The organism is Psychrobacter sp. Cmf 22.2, assembly GCF_001921745.1.
Lineage (GTDB): Bacteria > Pseudomonadota > Gammaproteobacteria > Pseudomonadales > Moraxellaceae > Psychrobacter.
In genome coordinates this window covers 236,180-256,721 of sequence record NZ_MRYA01000003.1, presented here as the reverse complement: position 1 = coordinate 256,721, position 20,542 = coordinate 236,180, and the positions used below count along the sequence as shown (strand labels likewise).

20 protein-coding genes are annotated in these 20,542 nt (G+C 44.4%); 4 read left to right on the top strand and 16 right to left on the bottom strand.

Annotated features, from left to right (window positions below):
* Nucleotides 1-484: 484 nt before the first annotated feature.
* Together ompR and BTV98_RS07855 are read left to right on the top strand one after the other, a co-directional pair.
* A complete protein-coding gene (gene ompR, locus BTV98_RS07860) occupies nt 485-1,240 on the top strand; it encodes a two-component system response regulator OmpR (RefSeq protein ID WP_058369870.1) in 756 nt (251 codons plus the stop codon).
* A gap of 23 nt (nt 1,241-1,263) precedes the next feature.
* On the top strand, nt 1,264-1,962 hold the full coding sequence (locus BTV98_RS07855) for an exopolysaccharide biosynthesis protein (RefSeq protein WP_178379369.1): 699 nt from the start codon (nt 1,264-1,266) through the stop codon (nt 1,960-1,962).
* 46 nt (nt 1,963-2,008) lie between these two features.
* Here the strand turns inward: BTV98_RS07855 and BTV98_RS07850 are convergent, their stop codons facing one another.
* From BTV98_RS07850 to ubiG, 4 genes are all read right to left on the bottom strand, one after another.
* On the bottom strand, nt 2,009-2,275 hold the full coding sequence (locus BTV98_RS07850) for a DksA/TraR family C4-type zinc finger protein (RefSeq protein ID WP_058369868.1): 267 nt from the start codon (nt 2,273-2,275) through the stop codon (nt 2,009-2,011).
* A 120-nt stretch (nt 2,276-2,395) separates the two neighbouring features.
* The gene (locus BTV98_RS07845; protein WP_075103352.1) at nt 2,396-3,184 is read right to left on the bottom strand and encodes a YciK family oxidoreductase; all 789 of its coding nucleotides are present in this window, start codon (nt 3,182-3,184) and stop codon (nt 2,396-2,398) included.
* Nucleotides 3,185-3,294: 110 nt separating this feature from the next.
* Nucleotides 3,295-4,005 (bottom strand): HAD family hydrolase, encoded by a 711-nt coding sequence (locus BTV98_RS07840; protein WP_058369866.1) that lies wholly within the window; start codon nt 4,003-4,005, stop codon nt 3,295-3,297.
* Nucleotides 4,006-4,035: 30 nt separating this feature from the next.
* On the bottom strand, nt 4,036-4,833 hold the full coding sequence (ubiG, locus tag BTV98_RS07835; protein ID WP_227511821.1) for a bifunctional 2-polyprenyl-6-hydroxyphenol methylase/3-demethylubiquinol 3-O-methyltransferase UbiG: 798 nt from the start codon (nt 4,831-4,833) through the stop codon (nt 4,036-4,038).
* A gap of 405 nt (nt 4,834-5,238) precedes the next feature.
* Here ubiG and BTV98_RS07830 point away from each other — a divergent pair, with 405 nt between their 5' ends.
* On the top strand, nt 5,239-5,859 hold the full coding sequence (locus tag BTV98_RS07830; RefSeq protein ID WP_058369864.1) for a thiol:disulfide interchange protein DsbA/DsbL: 621 nt from the start codon (nt 5,239-5,241) through the stop codon (nt 5,857-5,859).
* Nucleotides 5,860-5,986: 127 nt separating this feature from the next.
* Here BTV98_RS07830 and yjgA read toward each other — a convergent pair whose 3' ends face one another.
* The 8 genes from yjgA to mazG all read right to left on the bottom strand — a co-directional run bounded on the left by yjgA (nt 5,987) and on the right by mazG (nt 13,765).
* Entirely contained in the window at nt 5,987-6,499 is a 513-nt protein-coding gene (gene yjgA, locus BTV98_RS07825) for a ribosome biogenesis factor YjgA (protein ID WP_058369863.1), read from the bottom strand.
* Between the two features lie 120 nt (nt 6,500-6,619).
* Nucleotides 6,620-7,588, bottom strand: coding sequence for an RNase adapter RapZ (gene rapZ, locus BTV98_RS07820; RefSeq protein ID WP_143505702.1), 969 nt, complete (start codon nt 7,586-7,588; stop codon nt 6,620-6,622).
* Nucleotides 7,589-7,854: 266 nt separating this feature from the next.
* Nucleotides 7,855-8,733 (bottom strand): pantoate--beta-alanine ligase, encoded by an 879-nt coding sequence (panC, locus tag BTV98_RS07815; protein ID WP_075103351.1) that lies wholly within the window; start codon nt 8,731-8,733, stop codon nt 7,855-7,857.
* A 51-nt stretch (nt 8,734-8,784) separates the two neighbouring features.
* Entirely contained in the window at nt 8,785-9,585 is an 801-nt protein-coding gene (gene panB, locus BTV98_RS07810) for a 3-methyl-2-oxobutanoate hydroxymethyltransferase (protein ID WP_075103350.1), read from the bottom strand.
* Nucleotides 9,586-9,675: 90 nt separating this feature from the next.
* A complete protein-coding gene (folK, locus tag BTV98_RS07805; RefSeq protein ID WP_075103349.1) occupies nt 9,676-10,206 on the bottom strand; it encodes a 2-amino-4-hydroxy-6-hydroxymethyldihydropteridine diphosphokinase in 531 nt (176 codons plus the stop codon).
* The gene (gene pcnB, locus BTV98_RS07800; RefSeq protein WP_075103348.1) at nt 10,199-12,361 is read right to left on the bottom strand and encodes a polynucleotide adenylyltransferase PcnB; all 2,163 of its coding nucleotides are present in this window, start codon (nt 12,359-12,361) and stop codon (nt 10,199-10,201) included. Before pcnB ends, folK begins: the two co-directional genes overlap by 8 nt.
* A 166-nt stretch (nt 12,362-12,527) precedes the next feature.
* On the bottom strand, nt 12,528-12,902 hold the full coding sequence (locus BTV98_RS07795) for a ComEA family DNA-binding protein (RefSeq protein WP_075103347.1): 375 nt from the start codon (nt 12,900-12,902) through the stop codon (nt 12,528-12,530).
* Entirely contained in the window at nt 12,899-13,765 is an 867-nt protein-coding gene (gene mazG, locus BTV98_RS07790) for a nucleoside triphosphate pyrophosphohydrolase (RefSeq protein ID WP_075103346.1), read from the bottom strand. Before mazG ends, BTV98_RS07795 begins: the two co-directional genes overlap by 4 nt.
* Before the next feature lie 154 nt (nt 13,766-13,919).
* On the opposite strand from mazG, the gene BTV98_RS07785 reads away from it, so the two are divergent.
* Entirely contained in the window at nt 13,920-15,407 is a 1,488-nt protein-coding gene (locus tag BTV98_RS07785) for a phosphomannomutase/phosphoglucomutase (protein WP_058369856.1), read from the top strand.
* Between the two features lie 7 nt (nt 15,408-15,414).
* On the opposite strand, the gene BTV98_RS07780 is transcribed toward BTV98_RS07785, so the two are convergent.
* The 4 genes from BTV98_RS07780 to BTV98_RS07765 all read right to left on the bottom strand — a co-directional run bounded on the left by BTV98_RS07780 (nt 15,415) and on the right by BTV98_RS07765 (nt 20,517).
* The gene (locus BTV98_RS07780) at nt 15,415-16,797 is read right to left on the bottom strand and encodes a UDP-glucose/GDP-mannose dehydrogenase family protein (RefSeq protein ID WP_075103345.1); all 1,383 of its coding nucleotides are present in this window, start codon (nt 16,795-16,797) and stop codon (nt 15,415-15,417) included.
* 96 nt (nt 16,798-16,893) lie between these two features.
* Nucleotides 16,894-18,567, bottom strand: coding sequence for a glucose-6-phosphate isomerase (gene pgi, locus BTV98_RS07775; RefSeq protein ID WP_075103344.1), 1,674 nt, complete (start codon nt 18,565-18,567; stop codon nt 16,894-16,896).
* A gap of 19 nt (nt 18,568-18,586) precedes the next feature.
* Nucleotides 18,587-19,480, bottom strand: a complete 894-nt coding sequence (locus BTV98_RS07770; protein WP_075103343.1) for a UTP--glucose-1-phosphate uridylyltransferase — start codon at nt 19,478-19,480, stop codon at nt 18,587-18,589.
* A gap of 35 nt (nt 19,481-19,515) precedes the next feature.
* A complete protein-coding gene (locus tag BTV98_RS07765; protein WP_075103342.1) occupies nt 19,516-20,517 on the bottom strand; it encodes a glycosyltransferase in 1,002 nt (333 codons plus the stop codon).
* Nucleotides 20,518-20,542: the final 25 nt, after the last annotated feature.

Below are 20,542 nucleotides of genomic sequence, written 5' to 3'. Positions count from 1 at the left end.
TTCATATAAACTAGCGCTAATCGCTACGTTAAACAAACGCATACAGCATTTATGTCTATGGATGATGCAATTGCCTGTCCAATCTTATACACTAAAGCTAGAGGATTAAAAATGCCAATCTGCCTCAAACCCTTCAATAAAGGTATGAATGGTTAGATTTGCTCTAAAAGCTCTTTTTTTATTTATATAGATAAAATAATTGTCTTCAAAAACTGTTTTTAATACTGATAATTTTTTTAGGATTTTGACCGTAGAATTTCTGGTTTTATGTTATAAGTGTTTAACGGGATAGATACAGTATAAATTACATTAACCGTCAAATAGACTGATATGAGCTCAATACGATCAATACCGCATGAGGGTATGAATATCTGATTCATCGATGATCGATAATAATCATAATTTTTGCTAATAATCTTTGGTAATAGCAGTTTTTGACAATAAAAGTTTTTGGTAATAATAATATTTATTAAAGGATATCTGCATGACTGATAATAAAAGCACCGATAGCATGACTCAACGTATCTTAGTCGTCGATGACGATGCGCGCTTGCGTTCTTTATTGCAGCGTTTTCTAGAAGATGATGGCTTTGTAGTACGGACAGCTCACGATGCCAGTCAAATGGACAAATTAATGCAGCGTGAACTGTTTTCGTTAGTAGTGTTGGATTTGATGCTACCAGGAGAAGACGGTATCAGTATTTGTAGACGTCTACGCGATGACAATGGTGATATTCCAATCATCATGCTGACCGCTAAAGGTGGCGATGCAGATCGTATCGCAGGTTTGGAGGCAGGCGCTGATGATTACTTGCCCAAGCCCTTTAATCCAAAAGAGCTATTAGCACGTATCAAAGCGGTATTACGTCGTCAAAACCGTGAGCTACCAGGTGCGCCAAGCTATCAGCTAGAAGTGGTTGAGTTTGGACCATGGACGCTTGACTTGTCTACGCGTACGCTTAAACGTGACGGCAATGTGGTGACATTGACGACAGGTGAGTTTTCTGTCTTAAAGGCCCTCGTACAGCATCCACGCGAACCATTGACTCGTGATAAGCTCATGAACCTTGCTCGTGGCCGTGAATGGGGCGCTATGGAACGCTCAATCGATGTTCAAGTATCGCGCCTGCGTCGTCTAATAGAAGACAACCCGTCACAAGCTCGCTATATCCAGACAGTTTGGGGTGTGGGCTATGTATTCGTTCCAGATGAGTCGGATACTGAAGCTGAAAACGGGTAAGAGCTAAGCGCTTAGGAGCTATAGTGACAGACAATAACTCTTCCCCTCACAAATCTGGCGTTCGTACAGACCACCATCCAGCGACTCTAGATGAGCATAAAAGTGCTCGTTATGATAAAGAAGATTCAAAGTCGAGTCATTCTGTATCAGAACATAGTTTGACTACTGTACTTAAACAATTAGACCCTGATAAAGATGCGGGCAAGGTAAATATCGGCGATATCATGGATACGCTTAACTCTAAAGGCTTTGGGCCTTTGATATTTGCCCCTGCCCTCATTGCTATCATGCCAACAGGCGGCATCCCTGGGGTGCCAACGGTTTGTGGTGTGATAATTACTTTGATCAGCATCCAGATGCTCTTTGGTAAAGAGCGACCTTGGTTACCGCAATTTGTTGATAATATCTCTTTTGATGAGGACAAACTGCACAAAGGGGTGCACATTGCATCAAAAGCCACGAAGTGGATTGACAAAGTCGTTAAACCCAGACTTGAGTCGCTAACCTCTAATAAGGCAAAAAAGTTGGCGGCAGCCCTTTGTATTTTTGCCGCCCTTGCTATGATTCCTCTTGAGCTAATGCCTTTCGCAGTTATGATACCTGCGGCCTCTGTCATTTTATTTGCCATCGCTTTGATTACAGAAGATGGGTATGTGTTTTTAGCCGGCTTACTGCTAAATCTGGTCACTATTTATTTTTTGATTACTCAAGTACTTTTATAAATAACCAACCGCATTAGGTTGGTTTTTTATGGTAAATATAAGATTATTAGCGCAATTGACTGTCCTTACTGCCGCGGCGATTAAATAGCTCTGCCGCTCTTGCATCTTTTTCAAGCTCAGTCTGACAGCCAATGCAGTGCTGAACACCAGGTACAGCCATACGCCGCGCCTGTGGAATCGAGTTGCCACATTCATCACAAAATTCAGCACTATCACCCTTAGGTATGGCACTTCTGACACGATCTAATGCATCATTAACGGTTGCATCCATCTGTTCGTGCTCAGCACCATCTCTTGACCAACCACCTGCCATAATTTATCCTTTCTTTTAATAAAAGTCTTTAAGAACAAATAGATGGGGCTAAATATCATTGTTTTCAATACTCTTGTCTGTGGCAATACTTAAGAAAACAAAGCTGGCTATCAGTACGTTTTAATCTTTTGGTTGTAACGCGATGACTTGTCCGCGTACACCAATACTGTCATCACTCATCAGACAGACATAACCTGCCATGATATCCTCAGGTGTTTTGAGACTCATAGGATTTTCACCAGGGAATGCATGCGCACGCATGTTGGTACGCGTACCGCCCGGATTGATACAATTAAAGCGCAAACGAGTCGTGCTTTGTGTCTCTTGAGTAAAGATATCACTCATGCCTTCTACGGCTTGCTTTGAGAGCGCATATGCACCCCAAAATGCACGCGGATATGTACCAACGGTACTAGAGGTAAAGACGATAGAACCATTGTCCGCATCTTTGAGTAATGGTAGCAATGCTTGGGTCAGCATAAAGTTAGCGGTAAAGTTGACTTTCATCACCTTAGCAAAGGTATCGACATCGTACATCTCAAGTGGTGTCAGCTCACCTAATAACCCTGCATTGTGCAGTACGCCATCAAGTTGACCGATTTCTTTGACGATCAAGCCTTCTAATTGCTGCATTTCTGCGTAAGTGGCTTTCTCTAAGTCCATCGGTAACATCGCAGGTTGTTTAGCGCCCAAACTTTCAATCTCATCATAGACAGCTTCAAGCTTACTGGTGGTACGACCGAGTAACAGTACCGTTGCGCCATAGCGCGCATAGGTCAATGCAGCAACACGTCCAATACCATCTCCTGCACCTGTTACTAGGATGTTTTTTCCATCCAGACAATTATCCTGCGGCTCAAAATTACGAATATCATCATGATTTAGAGGCTGATTAACGTTGTCGCTCATAGATTCATCCACTACTTATCCATTTATAATAAAATTTATTTTTAGAGTATAAGGCTGGCTTGAGTTAACTGGCCAGAAATATCGAAACATTCAAACCAAATACATTGAAGTTATATATATTCAAACTTACTGGGTGATAATAGTAACTTGCTCAGCTGCTTGGGCGTATCAACAATATGATCTGCGCCCCAGCTCTTTAGGCTTTTTTGATCTTCAGGTGGAATATACCCATAAGCAGCCAAAATCGTCGACATCCCAGCCGCCTTCCCAGCTTCTATATCACGTATATGATCGCCTACATACAGCACGCAACCAGCAGCGCCACGTGGTATCCCAAGCTTTTCTAGGGCCATATACATGGGCTCTGGATCAGGCTTGGTACGTGATACATCGTCGGGACATACCAAAACCGCACAGCGCTCATCTAACTGCATCACTTTGAGCAGTTGCTCTGACAAGTAACGCGGTTTATTGGTTACAATACCCCATGGCACACCTTTTTTTTCAAGTGTCTCCAATACCGCTTCAAGCTCATCAAATACGCAGCTGTCGACACAGATATCTGCTTCATAATCATCCAAAAACTGCTGACGAAAACCAAGCAAGGCTTCTTCGCTCGTCTCGATTTGATCGTTGTGACGTAGCATGAGTTGCACCATAGCCGATGCACCAGCAGAAACTTGCTCACGAATCTGAGCCTCAGGCGGTGCTTGCCAACTGTTTTGTATACTCATCTTACCAATAATACGTACAAAATCTGCTGCAGTATCAATAAGCGTACCATCCAAATCAAACAAAACAGCTTTTACAAATTGAGTCATATCGTCTGCTCTTATTATTAATAATTTATGTTAAACCAGTGGCTTTTGGACAGCCAGCATGTAATTAACATCGACATTTTGTGCCAACCAATAGCGTTTGGTTAACGGGTTATAATGAAGCCCGATGATATCCTGACGGTGGAAGCCTGAGTTTAATGCCATTTTATCAAGCTCAGCTGGAGTGATAAATTTTGCATAGTCATGTGTGCCGCGATCTAGCAAGCGCAATATATACTCTGCTCCGACAATCGCAAACAAGTAAGACTTTGGATTGCGATTGATGGTAGAGAGCACACAGACACCACCTGGGGCTAGCAGATCATAACATGCTTGTACAATCGCGCTAGGATCTGGTACGTGTTCGAGCATCTCCATGCAGGTCACTACATCGAACTGTCCTGCATGAGTGGCTGCTAGGCTCTCAACAGGTACATGCTGATAACGTAAACAATCCTCCAAACTGCTTTGCTCTGCATGTAAGCTGGCCGCTTTTAAATTCTCAGTACCCAAATCAATACCGGTGACATCAGCGCCGCGGCGTGCCATCGATTCGGCTAATATGCCACCGCCGCAGCCAACATCTAATATCTTTTTGCCAGTCAGACCCGTTTCAGCCGTTTTGTTAGCATTACTGTCTTGATCGCTACTTTGATAGCCACGTTTGACGTTTTCTTCTATCCAGTTAAGACGTAGCGGATTGATATGGTGTAAAGTTGCAAATGCACCCGTACTATCCCACCACTCGCTAGCAAGTTTATTAAACTTATCGACTTCGCTTGGATCAACATTGGTGATATCTGTATTGTCTGCAATATCGGCTGTCATCATATCTGACTGAAAGTCATTAGGTGAAGATGAATTGGCTAAGCTCATGGTGTTTCCTTTATTGTCATTATTTATCTGTTATGCGTTGTTATGCGCTATCATAGGCTTTATGTTAGCATGAGAGCGCGCGCTTTGTCGTAAGGACATCGTGACCGATTATTAGAGGTATTGTTAACTTATGCCAAGTGATATATACCTTTAAATTATGAATTGACCGATCAAAAACAACTGTTTAATTTGTTTGTAGGTAAGGTTGCGTAAATACTATCTAACAGCTTTACAACGGTTGATTAAGAATCCGGTTCACAAACAGCTCTATTTTACGTTATTATAAGCAGCTTGCGCCTAGCGCTTTATCAATAAACATCGTCACTAAAAATTTAAACATTTATTCCCAAAGGAAGACGTATGAAACGTGTCATCACATTGACTGGTCTGGCTATTGCCATTGGAATCGCCAATATGGGCGCACAAGCAGCTGATTATGTCGCAGGGAAGGACTACCGCGTCCTAGACAACCCAGAGAAGATCAGCGGTGATGCTATTATCGTACGCGAATTCTTTTGGTATGGTTGCCCTCATTGTAACGTTCTTAATCCGCACATGGAAAAATGGGCCAAGACTAAAGATAAAGACGTGGCTTTCTTTAAAACGCCAGCAGCGCTAAACCCAGTTTGGGAAGCCAGTGCGCGCGGTTTTTATGCCGCGCAGCTATTGGGTTACGAAAACAAAACCCATGATGCATTGTTTGATGCTGTTCATAAAGACGGCAAACAGCTGTTTGATCAAGCTTCGTTAAGCAAATGGTACGCGACAAAAGGCGTTGATCAAAAGAAATTCAACAGCTTGTACAACTCATTTGCAGTGGGTACCAAAATCGGCCGCTCACAAGCAGGTGCTAAACGCTATCAGCTCTCTGGTGTACCAGCAGTGGTCGTGCAAGGCAAATACGTGGTAACAGGTGAAAGCGCAACTGTTCCTAAAGTAGTAGATTATCTAGTAGACAAAGTCCGCGCTGAGAAAAAATAAGTTAGTAATTACTATTTTTCCATAAAAAGGCCAATCATTAATGATTGGCTTTTTTATTGCACTTGTAAACATAATGGCTCTATAGCATTTTTATTTATGATATAGCTATCAATAGCTATCAAACGTATCAATACTTTAGCTGAGTCAAAATCGCAACTTCTCGGATATAACTGGCCAGATCTTGTTCCGATTCTACTAGTAGCTCGTCATCTTGCATATGTTTGGCATACTCAATCCAAAGCAACAGTTGATATAAGCTATTGCGCTCTGAGGCTTTATACTGTTTTACAAACTGCTTGAGCGTACCTTCATCATTGATATTAAGCCTACCCCGCCAGCTTTCAATTTTAGCAATTTGTTCATTGGGGAAAAAAGCATCAAACAGTGCTTTTACCAGTTCATGGCGGTTTTCTTCGCTAATAAGCTTACCAACACGTTTGGTCTGGCGATTACGAGCATTTGCGCTAGTGATATCAGCAAGTGCCATCAACTCTGCCATAAAGTAATCACTGGCAGGTAGATTTTTGAGCTGCTTTTTTGATAAGTTGGCAAGCGGTATCGACAGCTCTTGCAAACGCTCATGAGCTTTTTTGAGTTCGGTGCGTGATACGCGCATATCCTGTTCTGACCAGTTAATCATATAAGCTTTCCAAAATAATAAGTAAAAATTAGGGGCGATGGGCGACCATTTGCACCAGCATGACCTCTATGTTGCATCATGAATATCGCCTACCTACTCATGCTACCAGCAGTCATAAAACTACCAACGGCGTTTTTCACGATGCTTGGCCACAACCGTCAAGCCTTGGGGCAGACTCTTTGCAAGATAATGTTGCAGCTGTTCAGTAATAAAGACTGAGCGATGCTTGCCGCCCGTACAGCCTATAGCGACTGTCACCGTATGACGATTGTTGTGCAAAAAATCTGGCAACCAACGATCCAAAAATGTAGCGATGTCATCGGTCATCTCGGCCACTTCTGGATAATCAGCGAAAAACTCACCAACCTTTGGATCAAGTCCGGTTGCCGTACGCAGCTCAGGATTCCAGTGCGGGTTTGGTAAAATTCTCACATCAAATATAAAATCAGCATCGATAGGACTGCCATATTTAAAACCAAAAGACAGCAGATTGATCACAATCTTATTGTCTGCACCAATGTGATCTCGCAGACGATCTTTTAGCTGATGAATGTTTAATTTACTTGTATCAATTTTTATATCAGCATAACTGGCAATAGGCTCTAGTAACTCTTCTTCTTTTTTGATAGCAGCGGGCAGATTGTATGTCGGATAGGTAGAGCTTTCAAAATCTTGAGCCATTAAAGGATGGACGCGGCGAGTGGCATTGAAGCGTGCCACTAAAATAGCGTCTTGCGCGGTCACATAGATCACTTTGACCGTCTGCTCCCCGTAGGTTTGCTTTAGCACCTTATGAATAGAGGCAAACTTGCTCAAGTCTGCACGTGGAGTACGGATATCGACACCAAGGGCAATACGGCGAATACAACTCTCACCAACCAACTTATCAACGGCATTAGGTACCAAGGAAAGTGGTAAATTATCAATAGAGTAATAGCCCAAATCCTCTAAAATATTTAATACTGAGGTCTTACCTGATCCTGAACGTCCTGAGACCACAAGAATGCTGACACTATTGTCTTGTAACTTTTCTATTATTACTTGCTCTGATGTTACTTTGTTTTCTTGGTTTGGGCCTGCTGCTTCCATGATCCACCATCCTAGTTTGTTCAATCACTGACGCATACGTTGTATAGTCGATACCAAATAAAATCAATACGTTGTAACGTGATGCGCAACTGGTATAAATATTTCTTGCTTGCTGTGTCTACGCTGACAGAGGCTACAAAAAATTTATATCAGTCTCGCTGTATCGTTTTTATAGTGAATTGACTATATTTTATCATCTACTTTGTCTACGAGCATGTTAAGCGTTTTCTGTCTTTTTAGTATTACCACACGTTGTGAATCCATCATTAAAAAGACTCATTAATAGTGAAAAACTCGTTATCTAATAGACGGGCTCTTCCCAACCAAGCGGCAACTAAAATAATAAGCCGTTTGTCCGCTATATCAAAATCTTTAGCATCGATTATCGAATCTAGCTGATCAGTTTTTATCTCTAAATAATCAACCCTAAAACCAGCATCAGTAAGACGTAGGTGGGTCTCTACCAATGAGGCTTCTATCCTTTGCTGACTTAGCTTGCCAGTTGCTAGCTGCTGAGCCAGACGTTGTAGCTCTTGATGTAGTACCGGTGCGATTTGACGCTCAGTGTTAGTTAGATACTGATTGCGCGAGGACAATGCTAAACCATCATCAGCCCGGACAATAGGCGCGCCTATGATTTCAATTTGATAACTTAGGTCGCGTACTAACTGCTTAATAATTGCTAACTGCTGGTAGTCTTTTTGACCGAATACGGCCAGATCAGGTTGTATAATATTAAACAGTTTAGATACCACAATCCCAACACCATCGAAGTGTCCAGGACGCGATTGACCACATAATTGCTTGGCAATAGACCCAGCAAGAACAGCAGTCGGTGGCGGCAATACAGGGTACATCTCATCGTTACTCGGCGCAAAGACATAATCAGCATTGACGGTTGTCAGTTTTGCAACATCGCTATCAAGTGTGCGTGGATAACTGTCAAAATCCTCCCCTTCACCAAACTGAGTAGGATTGACAAAGATACTCACGATTACGATATCCGCGTGCTGCTTAGCAAGCGTTACTAGCTCAAGATGGCCTTCATGCAAATTGCCCATCGTTGGCACTAAAGCAATACGCTGTTGCCCACGATAACTCTGTAAAGCGGTACGCATCGCTGAGATATGATGAATGACTGGCATTATTAGATATTCTTCTCTATAAGCGTTAAAAGCAAAAGGTTAGGATACACCCTAACTAAACTGGTGCTGCTCTGCTGGAAAACTGCCTTCGCGTACTGACTGCTGATAAAGCGCAAAAGCGCCTTCAATACTATGTGTCGTATTGCGCTCATCGGTCAAAAAGTCATGGACAAATCGTGGAACTCGGCCATGCACCATACCTAGCATGTCATGCATAACCAATACTTGCCCGTCCGTATCTGCACCTGCACCGATTCCGATCACCGGCACCGCAACCGCTTGTGTAACTGCTTTGGCAAGATCAGCGGGCACACACTCTAGTACGAGTAGCGCCGCACCAGCAGCGACGACTGCTTTAGCATCAGACAGCAGTTTATCAGCGGCTGCATCACCGCGGCCTTGGATTTTGTAGCCACCAAAAACATTGACCGATTGCGGCGTCAAACCAAGATGTACACAAGTTGGCGTGCCTGCTTGCGCTAAGGTGGTAACCAACTCACAAAGCTCACGACCGCCTTCAATCTTAATCACATGTGCCCCAGCTTGCATGAGCCTGCGACTATTGATGACTGCATCTGGTAGCGTCACATAGCTCATAAATGGCAAGTCAGCCAATATTAGGGCGCTGTCGTTACTCCGCGCGACATTAGCCGTATGATATACCATATCGTCGACGGTAACTGGTAGGGTTGAGTCGTGGCCTTGGACGACCATACCCAAACTGTCTCCTATTAAGATAGTATCAATCTGCGCCTTATCCATCATGCGTGCAAACATCGAGTCGTAACACGTCAGACACGTGAACTTGGTACCGTCTTTTTTAAATTTATTTAACGTAGATAATGTCGTCATATGAGCCTCAATTGCTTATCAATGTATCTAATTACCCGACTACCCATGCATTTATCTGACTATCAGTGTGCTACTACTTTTAATAAACACTCAATCTGCTGCTAGCTTCTTTAGGCCTGTCCAATCACTACTGGGCACATAGCTATCTATAGGCTTGCCTGCAATGATAAGCTGTGGCGCTAACTCTCGTAATGGTATTAAGACAAAATTACGCTCAGGCAGTCCAGCATGCGGTATGGTTAGTTGCGGCTCTGCAATTTGCGCTTCACCATACAATAAAATATCGACATCCAGACTACGTTCACCCCAACGTCGTATGCGTGCACGCTTAGCTTGCTCTTCTAGCTGCTGGCAAAATGCAAGCAACGCAAAAGGTGACAACGTTGTCTCAAAACCAGCGACCGCATTAACAAAGTCTGGCTGATCTTGTGGTCCCATCGGCACTGAGGCATAAAACGAAGAAACCCGAACGTCATATATTTGCTGATGCTCACCCAGCGCTGCAAGTGCTTGCTGCAAATGCTCTATAGGTGAACCTAATTCATTAGCCAGATTGCTACCTAGGCCTACATAGACTGTCACCCACTTGGCATTGCCCCTATCGTTATTCATATTAGACATTATCAATACTGGGCTGACGACGGCGACGCTTTGATGGTACAGGACCTTTGTCGTTATCGGCTTGAGCGTTTTTATTGGGTTTTGGGTTTGGTGTCTTTGCTGGCTTATTCTCTGTAGTAGATTCGGTACGTGCTACTGTCTTTTTGGCCTTCGTATCGACTTCACTCTTAAACTGCTCTGCCGGTTTCGGCGCTTTTTTGGCGTACTTAGTGGCAGTTTTTGATGCAGGTTCATTATTAGCGCTGTTAGCAACGCTGGGCTCACGGCGGCGACGCTTATGCGGTATCGGCTCGTTATTCATACTGACTAACGCAGGCGATCTTGCTATCGTTTGAGTGGCCTTTTGTTTAGAGGTAGAAGGTGATGGTTTGTCTTCTAAGTGCTCTGACTGATGCGCTTCTTTATTAGCCGATGCATTTTTAGCGACGGTCTTTTTTTGCTCAGGCTTTTGATGAGGCTTGGTCTTATCTCTAGCCGTCTTAGGCTTATCGCTACCTGATAGCTGCTTTTGTAATGGCGGCACGACGCTTTGGTGTTCGATGACGAACAACGGCGCAGGTTGGGCGTTTTGCTGCTTATCCGACATTTGCTTATTGCTACTAGCAAGAGATAGCTTTTGTAACTGCGCAAGCTCATCTGTCGCTTGTTTTACTGGCTGCGTAGCATCAGCCTTACTTTTATGGCTACCAGATTGCTTAGCCGTGGTAGTCTGACTGGCGGCGCGGCGACGACGTGCTGGAATGTTTGACGAATCATTTGTCATTGTCTGATCACTATTACGGTTTTCGGCACTGCTACTGGCTTTACCATTAGTCTTACTGTGCGGTACGCTTTTTTGATTGGACAGCGATTTATCAGCGGTATCGGCCTCTGATTTTTGACGATTGCGCCCGCGACCACGCTGGCCTTTCTTATAAGCACCGCGGCGTATACTTTCATCAAAATCATCGATTGCTTGTTGCTGCTGACGCTCAGACAAGGTCTGATAAGTCTGCCACCACTCGCCCATACCATTGGTCGACTCTGATAACGGATGCTCAGCATCACCGCACTGCTCACGCAATAATAAAAAGTCAAAACCAGCACGAAAGCGTGGATGTTCAGAGAGCTGGACGATTTGCTTACTACGCGGGGCGGCAAGCTTTGGCTGCAAGATCCAAATGTCACGGATAAACTGCTCAGCGAACTTTGGAATCGCCGTCTTGATACGTTGACGATCGATAACTTTACCAGCAGCATACATCTGTGCTTCAGCGAAAGGCATGTTACGCTTTTTGGCTTTTTCTAACTGATGCAGATAATTTTCCCATAACAGGGCTGCATAAAAAAACGCTGGATTGATACTTTTACCTGCCGCAATGCGCTTATCAGTATTGATAGCCACTTGTTTGACTAAGGCGCTTGGCTCAGATGGCGGATAAATGATGAGGCTATCAATCGCACCGGACTCAAACAATAGTGGCAACAATGGTACTAAGTAGCCACCAGTAAACATCTTCTGCGTTTCATCATAAAGGCGATGCGGAGATATTTGGTCAAGTAGCGCCCAATTATCATCATGAAACTGCTCGGAGAGCTCTTTGTCAAATTCAAAGCCCAACTTGGCTTTAAAACGTAAGGCACGTAACAATCTTACTGGATCTTCTTCGATACGAACGGGGGCATGACCTAATAGGCGAATTATTTTATTATTAATATCTTCAATCGCTCCACAAAAATCATGAACCACGCCTTTGAGTGGCTGATAGTACAGCGCGTTGATAGAGAAATCGCGACGAGAGAAGTCTTGTTTGATATCGCCCCAGACATTGTCACGAAGGATCATACCATCCTGATTGGTATTGGCGTTACTCGTCGGTGGACCGCGAAACGTCGCTACTTCAATTAGCTCTCGCCCTGAATACACATGTGCCAACTGAAAGCGACGACCGATAATGCGGCAGCGCTTACCAAAGACGTCTTTGATCTCATGTGGCTTGGCATCAGTCACTGCATCAAAGTCTTTTGGGCGCAGACCCAATAAGGTATCGCGCACACCACCACCAACGATATAGGCATCAAACCCAGCACGGGTCAATGTCGCGATCACTTCAGTAATGGAATTGGGTAATTCAGATTTATTCAGTTCTAACTGCTTGGCGGCACGCTCGGCCATGCATCTACTCCTCGCCGGTATTCTTTAACCACCACTGACGAACACAGCGTTTGTCAGGCGGATGTAACTACTAGTTTAACAAATTTTGTGCGTGGTAGGTGCGTTATGACATTTACTTACGTGCTATTTTGTCAATATTAGGATTAATTAAAGCAAAATAATGCTATTAATCTTGCACCCTTAAACGACTTCGATTTTTCTCAATCGTTTTTGCGCCGATACCTTTGACCTTCATTAATTCATCAACCGTTTTAAAATCGCCAAACATGTCACGATACAAAATAATTGCTTGAGCTTTACTACTACCGATACCGTTTAGTGAAACCAGCTCACCCTCAGAAGCACGATTGATATTGACGGTAGTTTGATCGCGCGCTTGTGTTTTGGCATTCTCTTGCGCTAAAAGGTACTTATAAGCACTTTGTGGATTATCAAAACAAGGCGCCGCATTCCCACTATTTGGCATCATAATAAGCAAAGCGAAGCCGAACGCAGCGTTCGTTATTAAATTGATGAACGAGGCTTTATGATGAACGTTCATGACGATCTTTCATGTCGTTTCGCCGCGTCCCATAGTGCATCCATCTCTGTTATATCACTGTCCTCGACACGCTTGCCAGCCGCTGCTAGTTGCTCTTCAATATAACCAAAGCGCGACCTAAATTTATGTACACAGGTCAGGGTTGCAGTCTCAGCGTCAAGGTTGAGTTTGCGTGCAACGTTGACTAGAGCAAACATACAGTCGCCCAGCTCTTTTTCAATCTCTCTATTATTGGCTTGAATTTCTACGCTGGACTTCTCTATTAGCTCAGCCTTTAACTCGTCAATCTCTTCCTCAAGTTTTTCAAACGCTCCTGCTATGCCTTCCCAATCAAAGCCTAATTTTGATGCCTGCTTTTGTACATCTTGCGCTTGCATCAAAGCACTTCCTGCTTTGATATTATCCAAACGACGCTTTAATTTGCCCCGTGCCTCGCGCGCTTGCTGCTCCTCCAATTTAATCTCATCCCAGCGCGCTTTAACCGCCGCTTCGTCTGTTAGGGATTCAGCTTCAAACACATGCGGATGACGGCGAATCAGTTTTTCTTGGAGGGTAGTAATGACGTCACCTACATCGAAACGCCCTTGCTCAGCGTACATCTGGCAATGAAAGACAACTTGTAGCAGCACATCACCAAGCTCACCTTTGATATCTTCGTCATCATCACTTTGTACCGCTTCACCCAGTTCATAAGCTTCTTCTATAGCATAAGGAATAAGGCTATGATTGTCTTGTTTTTTGTCCCACGGACAGTCAGCTCGTAGCCGCGCCATCAGTGCTAACAAGTCATTAAGTTGACCACTGGCTTTTGGAGTGCCTTGTACAGGTTTGGGTGCTGATATTTTATTTTTTACAGTACTCATAAAGGATGCTCTTATACTTTTATTTGTTATTGGTTAGAATAACGTTAATTTCATAACGATTTTTTCGTTAGTGTAGCATTGAACGCTGATTGGCTTATAATTGTGCTATCTATTGTGAACTTATTACTGCTTTAGCGTAAGGAATTCTACCACTATGTCTACTTCTGCGACCCTGAGCTACCAGCCAGCGACCGATTTTGACCCTATTACTATCAGCTCATTTAAAGCTTATGATATTCGCGGTGAGCTTGGTGTCAACCTAGACGAAGCAATCGCTTATCGTATTGGACGCGCTTTTGCACAGATTTTATATCAGCGTTATCACGCAGCAGCCGCTCAGCAAGATAACGATATGACAGACTTACAACCTGCTATCGTTATCGGTAGTGATATTCGCCACTCAAGCGAGCAGTTAAAACAAGCGACGCTTAAAGGCATCATCGACGCAGGTGTCGATGTCATCGATTTGGGCATGACTGGAACAGAAGAAGTGTATTTTGCCACCAGTCACTATCGGGCATTAGGCGGTATTGAAGTCACGGCAAGCCATAATCCTATTAACTATAATGGACTAAAACTGGTCAAGGAGCACTCAAAACCCATTAGCGCTGATGAGGGTCTGGCAGAGATTCAAGCTTTAGCAGAATCGGGACAATTCACCACTGATCACTTGGCAGGAAAATTACAATTATTGGCTGATAAAAGCGCCTATGTTGATCACGTTATCAACTTTATCGATACTGATAAGCTTAAACCACTTAAATTGGTTATTAACTCAGGTAACGGCAGTGCAGGCCCTGTCGTTGATCTATTGATTGAGAAGCTTGCACAAGCGGGCGCACCGATTGAAGTCCTTAAACTGCATCATACCCCCGATGGTAGCTTCCCCAACGGCATCCCCAATCCTATGATTGAAGCCAATAGAGTCGCTACCCAGCAAGCTGTCTTAGAAAACAAAGCTGATCTCGGCATTGCCTTCGATGGCGACTTTGACCGCTGTTTTTTATTCGATGAGAATGGTGAATTCATCGATGGTAGCTACGTCGTTGGCATGCTGGCGCAGGCTTTTTTAAATAAATATCCAAATGAGTCCATCGTCTACGATCCGCGGGTCATATATAACACCGAAGCCGTGATCAATGAACATAATGGCAAGGCGGTCATCAGTAAGTCTGGACACTCATTTATCAAGCAAGTCATGCGCGAGTCGGGCGCAATCTATGGCGGCGAGATGTCCGCCCATCACTATTTTCGTGACTTTTTCTATTGCGACAGCGGTATGATTCCATGGCTTTTGACCATTGAGCTATTATCTACTACTGGTAAGACGCTATCAGAGTTGGTCACAGGCTATATTCAAGCGTATCCTAGCTCAGGTGAGCTCAACTTTCGTCTCACTACTCATGATGCACCGACTATCATTCGCGCTATCGAAGACAAGTTTGACGCTCAAAATCCCACTAAATCAATGCTTGATGGCCTAAGTCTTAACTTTGGGGAGTGGCGACTTAATCTACGAGCATCGAACACCGAACCGCTGATCAGGCTTAATATCGAAACCCGTGGTGATAAGTCGTTATTAGCCAACAAGGTAAGAGAAATACAGGAATGGCTTGAAGCGCAAGGCGCGGTGTTGGCTTAAACGCGTATTATTTAGCCCGACCAATACCCATATATCCGCCAATTAAACTGTCAATTTGCGTAAACGTTAATGCGTTTTGGGCATCAAAAATAGGTTGCGCTGTGTGGTTGATTTGATTCACATCCAAGTCACTGTCTAATGGCCAACTCATGATAAACAAGGCTTGGGTATCATCAAGTCTTGCATAAGGATCATCAACCAACACTAATAAAGGCTGCTTGCCATATAGTGTCTCTAACTCAGTCTGTGCTTTTTCGCTATAGACCAGCGTCTGAATATTATAAGACCAAAGCAGCGCTAACAGTGGATGGATAGCAGATCCTACGGTACGCCCTGAGCCTGACTTATAACTACCGCCCCAAATCATCACGGTCTTGTTATCAATAAAACCATCGAAATATTGCCAGAACTTACGGAATATCAGCTCTTTTTGATCTTCATTGATATCGATCACTGATTGTAGAAGGGGCATATCCACACGACTCGCCTGCCCCGACTCATTTAGTTGCAAGAGCTCAGTCGGCAGCGTATTACCACCAAAGCCCCAGCCTGCTTGCAAATAGCTACTCCCAACGCGCTCATCTAATCCCATAATGTGACTGACTTGCTGAATATCGACATCGTGACTATCAGCAAGGCGCGACATCTCATTCATAAAGCTTACTCGCGTCGCCAGCATACTCATGATACTGCTACGGGCAAACTCTATCGTAGCGACATCCGCACAATGACGGGCATGAGCTTGTTGCATTAATGGCTGTAAGACCTTTAAATGCTGGCTGTTGCTATCTGTTGTCTTTTCGCCAAGTAGCCACAAGGAAGGATTCAACATCGAGCTATAGGCATCACCATCTTGTAAGAATACAAAGGGTATATAGTATACCCATGCTCGCTGTAAGCGCTGGCTAAGTGCTGAGATATGCCCTAACTGCTCAATGCCACTTATAATCACAGATATGGTCTGCTGATGACTGTGATTGAAGGCAGTAATCCAGCTCTCCTCTGGCCATACTGACTTTATGCTGTCCAAAAACAGCCAATAAAGCGCCACTTTTGTGTGTTGCTCGTTACCCTGAGGACTAGCATGATGACCTGTCGTTTCATCTGTTGCTTCATAGATTTGCAACAGCTTGTCAGCTCTGCTTGGCAACGCTTGACTGACGATCTGCTTTTGCTGATCATACATCTGCCACAGCGCCTGCAAATGACGCTCAAAGCTATATTGCTGCAACTGCTGCTCTAACATCTCTATGTCTGCATATAAGTGTACAGTCTGTCCTAAGCTTGCCAGCACTACAGCACTGGTAATGGCTTCGACACCATGGCCAACGATGACGCAGACTGCAGATTCTTTATTGATATTATTGGCGTGGCTTGGATTGATAGACATCTTATATCCTTATTATGATGGTGCATGGAATGCACCCTACGATAGCTGAGTTAAAAACCCAGTCTGCGATGGCTTCATCATTAAACCTACGATAGCTTAAGACAACCGCTTAATATGCTCTAAAAGCTGATCTGTAGAAGTATCAAACTGACTACTATCCTCTTGTTGCATGGCATGGTGCACTGACTTAGCCATCTGCTTACCCATCTCAACGCCCCACTGATCAAACGGATTGATGTCCCAAATACTGGCCATGACATAGACCTTGTGCTCATAGAGCGCAACCAGCGCTCCTAAGCTATGCGGTGTCAGCTCATCGATAAGTAGCGTCGTCGATGGCTGATTGCCGTGATAGTACTTATACTTGTCCGCCTCAGTTATGACAGTAGCATCAGTGATAGTATTTTCAATCGCGGCGTTACCAAAGGCTAACACGCGGCTTTGCGCCAGACAATTCGCTAGCGATAGCTCGTGCTGCTGCTGCAAAGGGGCATTGTGTACCTTATCACTATAACGACGCACGCATGCGATAAAGTCGCAAGAAACCTGCTGCGTCCCTTGGTGTAGCAATTGGTAAAATGCATGTTGCGCATTAGAGCCAATCTCGCCCCACAGAATCGGACAGGTATTGTAATCAATGTGATTGCCATGTCGGGTAACCGACTTACCATTGCTCTCCATCTCAAGCTGGGTTAAGTAGCTTGGCAAGTAGTTTAACCGCCCATCATAGGGCAATACGGTATGAGCGTTTACTTGTAAAAAAGTACTATTCCAAACGGCAATCAGGCCCAATAACACAGGTAAGTTTTGGGAAAAATCAGCCTGCGCAAAGTGTTCATCCATACTGTGGGCCCCAGCAAGTAAAGCTTTGAAGTTGGGCATACCAATGCGAATAGCAGTTGCCAGTCCAATCGCTGACCACAACGAAAACCGTCCTCCCACCCACTCCCAAAGCTGGAGCTGATGCTCAGGATGGATACCCCATGCGCTCATCTTGTCACAGTTGGCCGAGATACCGATGAAGTGACGACGCAACACACAGCCCTCTGTCCCAGCACGGCGCTTGGCAGTGGCAAGCAGCCATGACAATGCCGTCTTCGCATTAGATAGCGTATCAACAGTACCAAAAGACTTAGAAGAGATGATGAATAAAGTGGTCTCAGGATTTAAATGCTTGAGCAGATGATCAAGATGAGTGCCATCCATGTTGGAGACAAAGTGTACTTCAATGTCAGTATCTGTCCACTCATCCAGCGCGGTCGTCGCCATCAGCGGCCCCAAATCTGAGCCACCAACGCCGATATTGACGACATCGGTGATGGCCTTGCCTGAAAATCCGCGCCATATACCATTACGCACTCGCTCAGATAACCTAGCAACCTGCGCCAGACTATGATGCACATCAGCAACGACATTTTGCTCATCGACTTGTAGCTTCGCTGTCTCAGGTAAGCGTAACGCGGTATGCAAGGCTGCACGCTGTTCACTGGTATTGACCATCGCCCCTTGTAATAGTGCTGTAATACGAGCCGATAAATCGCAGCTCTCGGCCAGACTCAATAGGTTAGATAACACTGTCTCATCGATACGCTGTTTGCTATAGTCCATATAGAGCGCGCCCGCTTGCGTGCTAAAACGTAATGCACGCTCCTCGTCTTGTGCAAACAACGTCGTAAGTGACCAAGGCTGCGCTGCTAACGTTTGCAACTGCTGCCAGTACTTAGAGCTGCGAGCACTGCGATAGAGCTCGTCGTCCTTGATATTATCCATTAGTGTGATTACCTATCAGTTATTCATCTTTTGCTAATTGCTGCTCGGCAAAATAGATAAACGCTTGCATATATGAGCGCATATCCCCTGCATCATAGCTAGCGCCGCGCATGGTCGTGACATTGACGCCGTATTCGCTAATCAAGGCATCAATGGCATCCGTGAGCTGGATTTCACCGCCGACAGAAGCCGTCGTATTGGCCAGATAATCGAATATTTGATTGCTAAATACATAACGACCAACCACCGCTAAGTTGGATGGCGCATCTGCTAAACTCGGCTTTTCTACAAAGCCTGCGACTCTAAAGCTGGCATTACTATCTTTTGTAACAGACTGATCGTCGACATCTTTGGCAGCATTATTCTTTAACTTAGCGATACCGTATTTATGCACATCTTCATCAGCGACTTGATCGACCAGGATTTGTGAATGACTGTCTGTAGCAAAGGCATCCATCATAAAGGCTAAATTGTCAGTAGACATATTAGTGGTAAAGGGATCAAGCACAACATCTGGCAGCAAGACGGCAAAATCATGGGCGCCTATAATGGGACGCGCGGCCAACACCGCATGGCCCAGACCTAATGGCTTGCCCTGACGGATCATCGATACCGTCACATCCTCTGGTAGCCAGTTGAGACTGTCCGCCAGCTCGTCTTTGCCTTTATGACGCAATTGGTTATCCAGCTCGGCATTGATATCGAAGTAGTTTTCAATCGCGCTTTTTTGTGCGTGGCCGACCAAGACAATATGCTTGATACCGGCAGCGATCGCTTCTTCAACGACATAATGAATGGCAGGACGATTGCCCAGTGGCAGTAGCTCTTTGGGCACTGACTTAGAGAGTGGCAGCATACGAGTGCCAAAGCCTGCGACGGGGATGACGGCGTGGGTGATGGTAGATGTAGGCATAGTAATAAAAAGTCTAATAGAAAATTAATTCATTACTATAAACCAATAAATTCAACAATGCGTTGTAACCATTTATCATAATTGTAATTTTGTAGTACATGGTCGCTGGCGTAACGCATCATCTCTATCTGCTCTTTGGTATAACCTCTAGCCAGTTGGGCAAATAGTTCGTCCGCTTGCTCACGATTATCAATAACTTCGCACATCCCGTCAAAGCGGGTGCTGACTGCCAAACTCGGATTGGTCACTGCCAATCGCCCGCAAGCCATAATCTCGATCAGACGACGGGAAAACATACTTGGGGAGTCGGTCACGGTATTGACGTTCAAGCAGTGTGAATACTGCCTAAACAGCTCACCTGTCTGGTCATAAGGCACGGCAGACTTGATGGTCATATTCGGTAGGTCAGGATAACGATAGACGTCAGACTTACGATCAGAGTTACGATCAACGATGGTTAATCCATAAGGCGAAGCGGCAGTAAACGCCATATCCTGCCATTGCTGACGCGCGCTATGGATATGTTGACTATAGCTACCGACAAACAAGCTTTCATTATAACGTGGTGGTAAATCGGTGGGATAATGAAACTTAGGCTGCACCGCAAAGGGTAGCACCCCTACTTTTACGCTATTGCCTAATATAGCTTGGTAGCGTTCAACGCAGTTTGAATCAACGGTCAAAATGTACTTAAATAAACTGGCAGAGTCGATAAAACGGTTAAAATGGGCACCGTCTTCTTTATTCCAAAATACGGCTGGAATATTATATCTATCTGCCAGCTCTAGGAGTTTGCGCAGCTCGACATTATTGCGTTCAGGATAACCAGGATAATTGGCAATCTTATAGCGCCATTTGTCTTTGTGACCGCGCCATGCTGATTCGACTAGGATGAAACCAGATTTTTTAAAAGGATGTTGCCAAATATACTTACTATTTTTTAAGTTTTTTATTTGAAAACTACTTTTTTGCAATGCGGTAGAAGTAAGAGCATCACTAATTAAAAATATTTTATATTCACACTTTGTATAGGTCATAATTTTTCCAAACATCAAAATGACT

Bases quoted from the DNA above. Each gene is read 5' to 3' on its own strand.
- ompR (WP_058369870.1), top strand. From the start codon at position 485: ATGACTGATAATAAAAGCACCGATAGCATGACTCAACGTATCTTAGTC.
- BTV98_RS07850 (WP_058369868.1), bottom strand. From the start codon at position 2,275: ATGGCAGGTGGTTGGTCAAGAGATGGTGCTGAGCACGAACAGATGGAT.
- BTV98_RS07845 (WP_075103352.1), bottom strand. From the start codon at position 3,184: ATGAGCGACAACGTTAATCAGCCTCTAAATCATGATGATATTCGTAAT.
- BTV98_RS07840 (WP_058369866.1), bottom strand. From the start codon at position 4,005: ATGACTCAATTTGTAAAAGCTGTTTTGTTTGATTTGGATGGTACGCTT.
- ubiG (WP_227511821.1), bottom strand. From the start codon at position 4,833: ATGATGACAGCCGATATTGCAGACAATACAGATATCACCAATGTTGAT.
- BTV98_RS07830 (WP_058369864.1), top strand. From the start codon at position 5,239: ATGAAACGTGTCATCACATTGACTGGTCTGGCTATTGCCATTGGAATC.
- yjgA (WP_058369863.1), bottom strand. From the start codon at position 6,499: ATGATTAACTGGTCAGAACAGGATATGCGCGTATCACGCACCGAACTC.
- rapZ (WP_143505702.1), bottom strand. From the start codon at position 7,588: ATGGAAGCAGCAGGCCCAAACCAAGAAAACAAAGTAACATCAGAGCAA.
- panC (WP_075103351.1), bottom strand. From the start codon at position 8,733: ATGCCAGTCATTCATCATATCTCAGCGATGCGTACCGCTTTACAGAGT.
- panB (WP_075103350.1), bottom strand. From the start codon at position 9,585: ATGACGACATTATCTACGTTAAATAAATTTAAAAAAGACGGTACCAAG.
- folK (WP_075103349.1), bottom strand. From the start codon at position 10,206: ATGTCTAATATGAATAACGATAGGGGCAATGCCAAGTGGGTGACAGTC.
- pcnB (WP_075103348.1), bottom strand. From the start codon at position 12,361: ATGGCCGAGCGTGCCGCCAAGCAGTTAGAACTGAATAAATCTGAATTA.
- BTV98_RS07795 (WP_075103347.1), bottom strand. From the start codon at position 12,902: ATGAACGTTCATCATAAAGCCTCGTTCATCAATTTAATAACGAACGCT.
- mazG (WP_075103346.1), bottom strand. From the start codon at position 13,765: ATGAGTACTGTAAAAAATAAAATATCAGCACCCAAACCTGTACAAGGC.
- BTV98_RS07785 (WP_058369856.1), top strand. From the start codon at position 13,920: ATGTCTACTTCTGCGACCCTGAGCTACCAGCCAGCGACCGATTTTGAC.
- BTV98_RS07780 (WP_075103345.1), bottom strand. From the start codon at position 16,797: ATGTCTATCAATCCAAGCCACGCCAATAATATCAATAAAGAATCTGCA.
- pgi (WP_075103344.1), bottom strand. From the start codon at position 18,567: ATGGATAATATCAAGGACGACGAGCTCTATCGCAGTGCTCGCAGCTCT.
- BTV98_RS07770 (WP_075103343.1), bottom strand. From the start codon at position 19,480: ATGCCTACATCTACCATCACCCACGCCGTCATCCCCGTCGCAGGCTTT.
- BTV98_RS07765 (WP_075103342.1), bottom strand. From the start codon at position 20,517: ATGACCTATACAAAGTGTGAATATAAAATATTTTTAATTAGTGATGCT.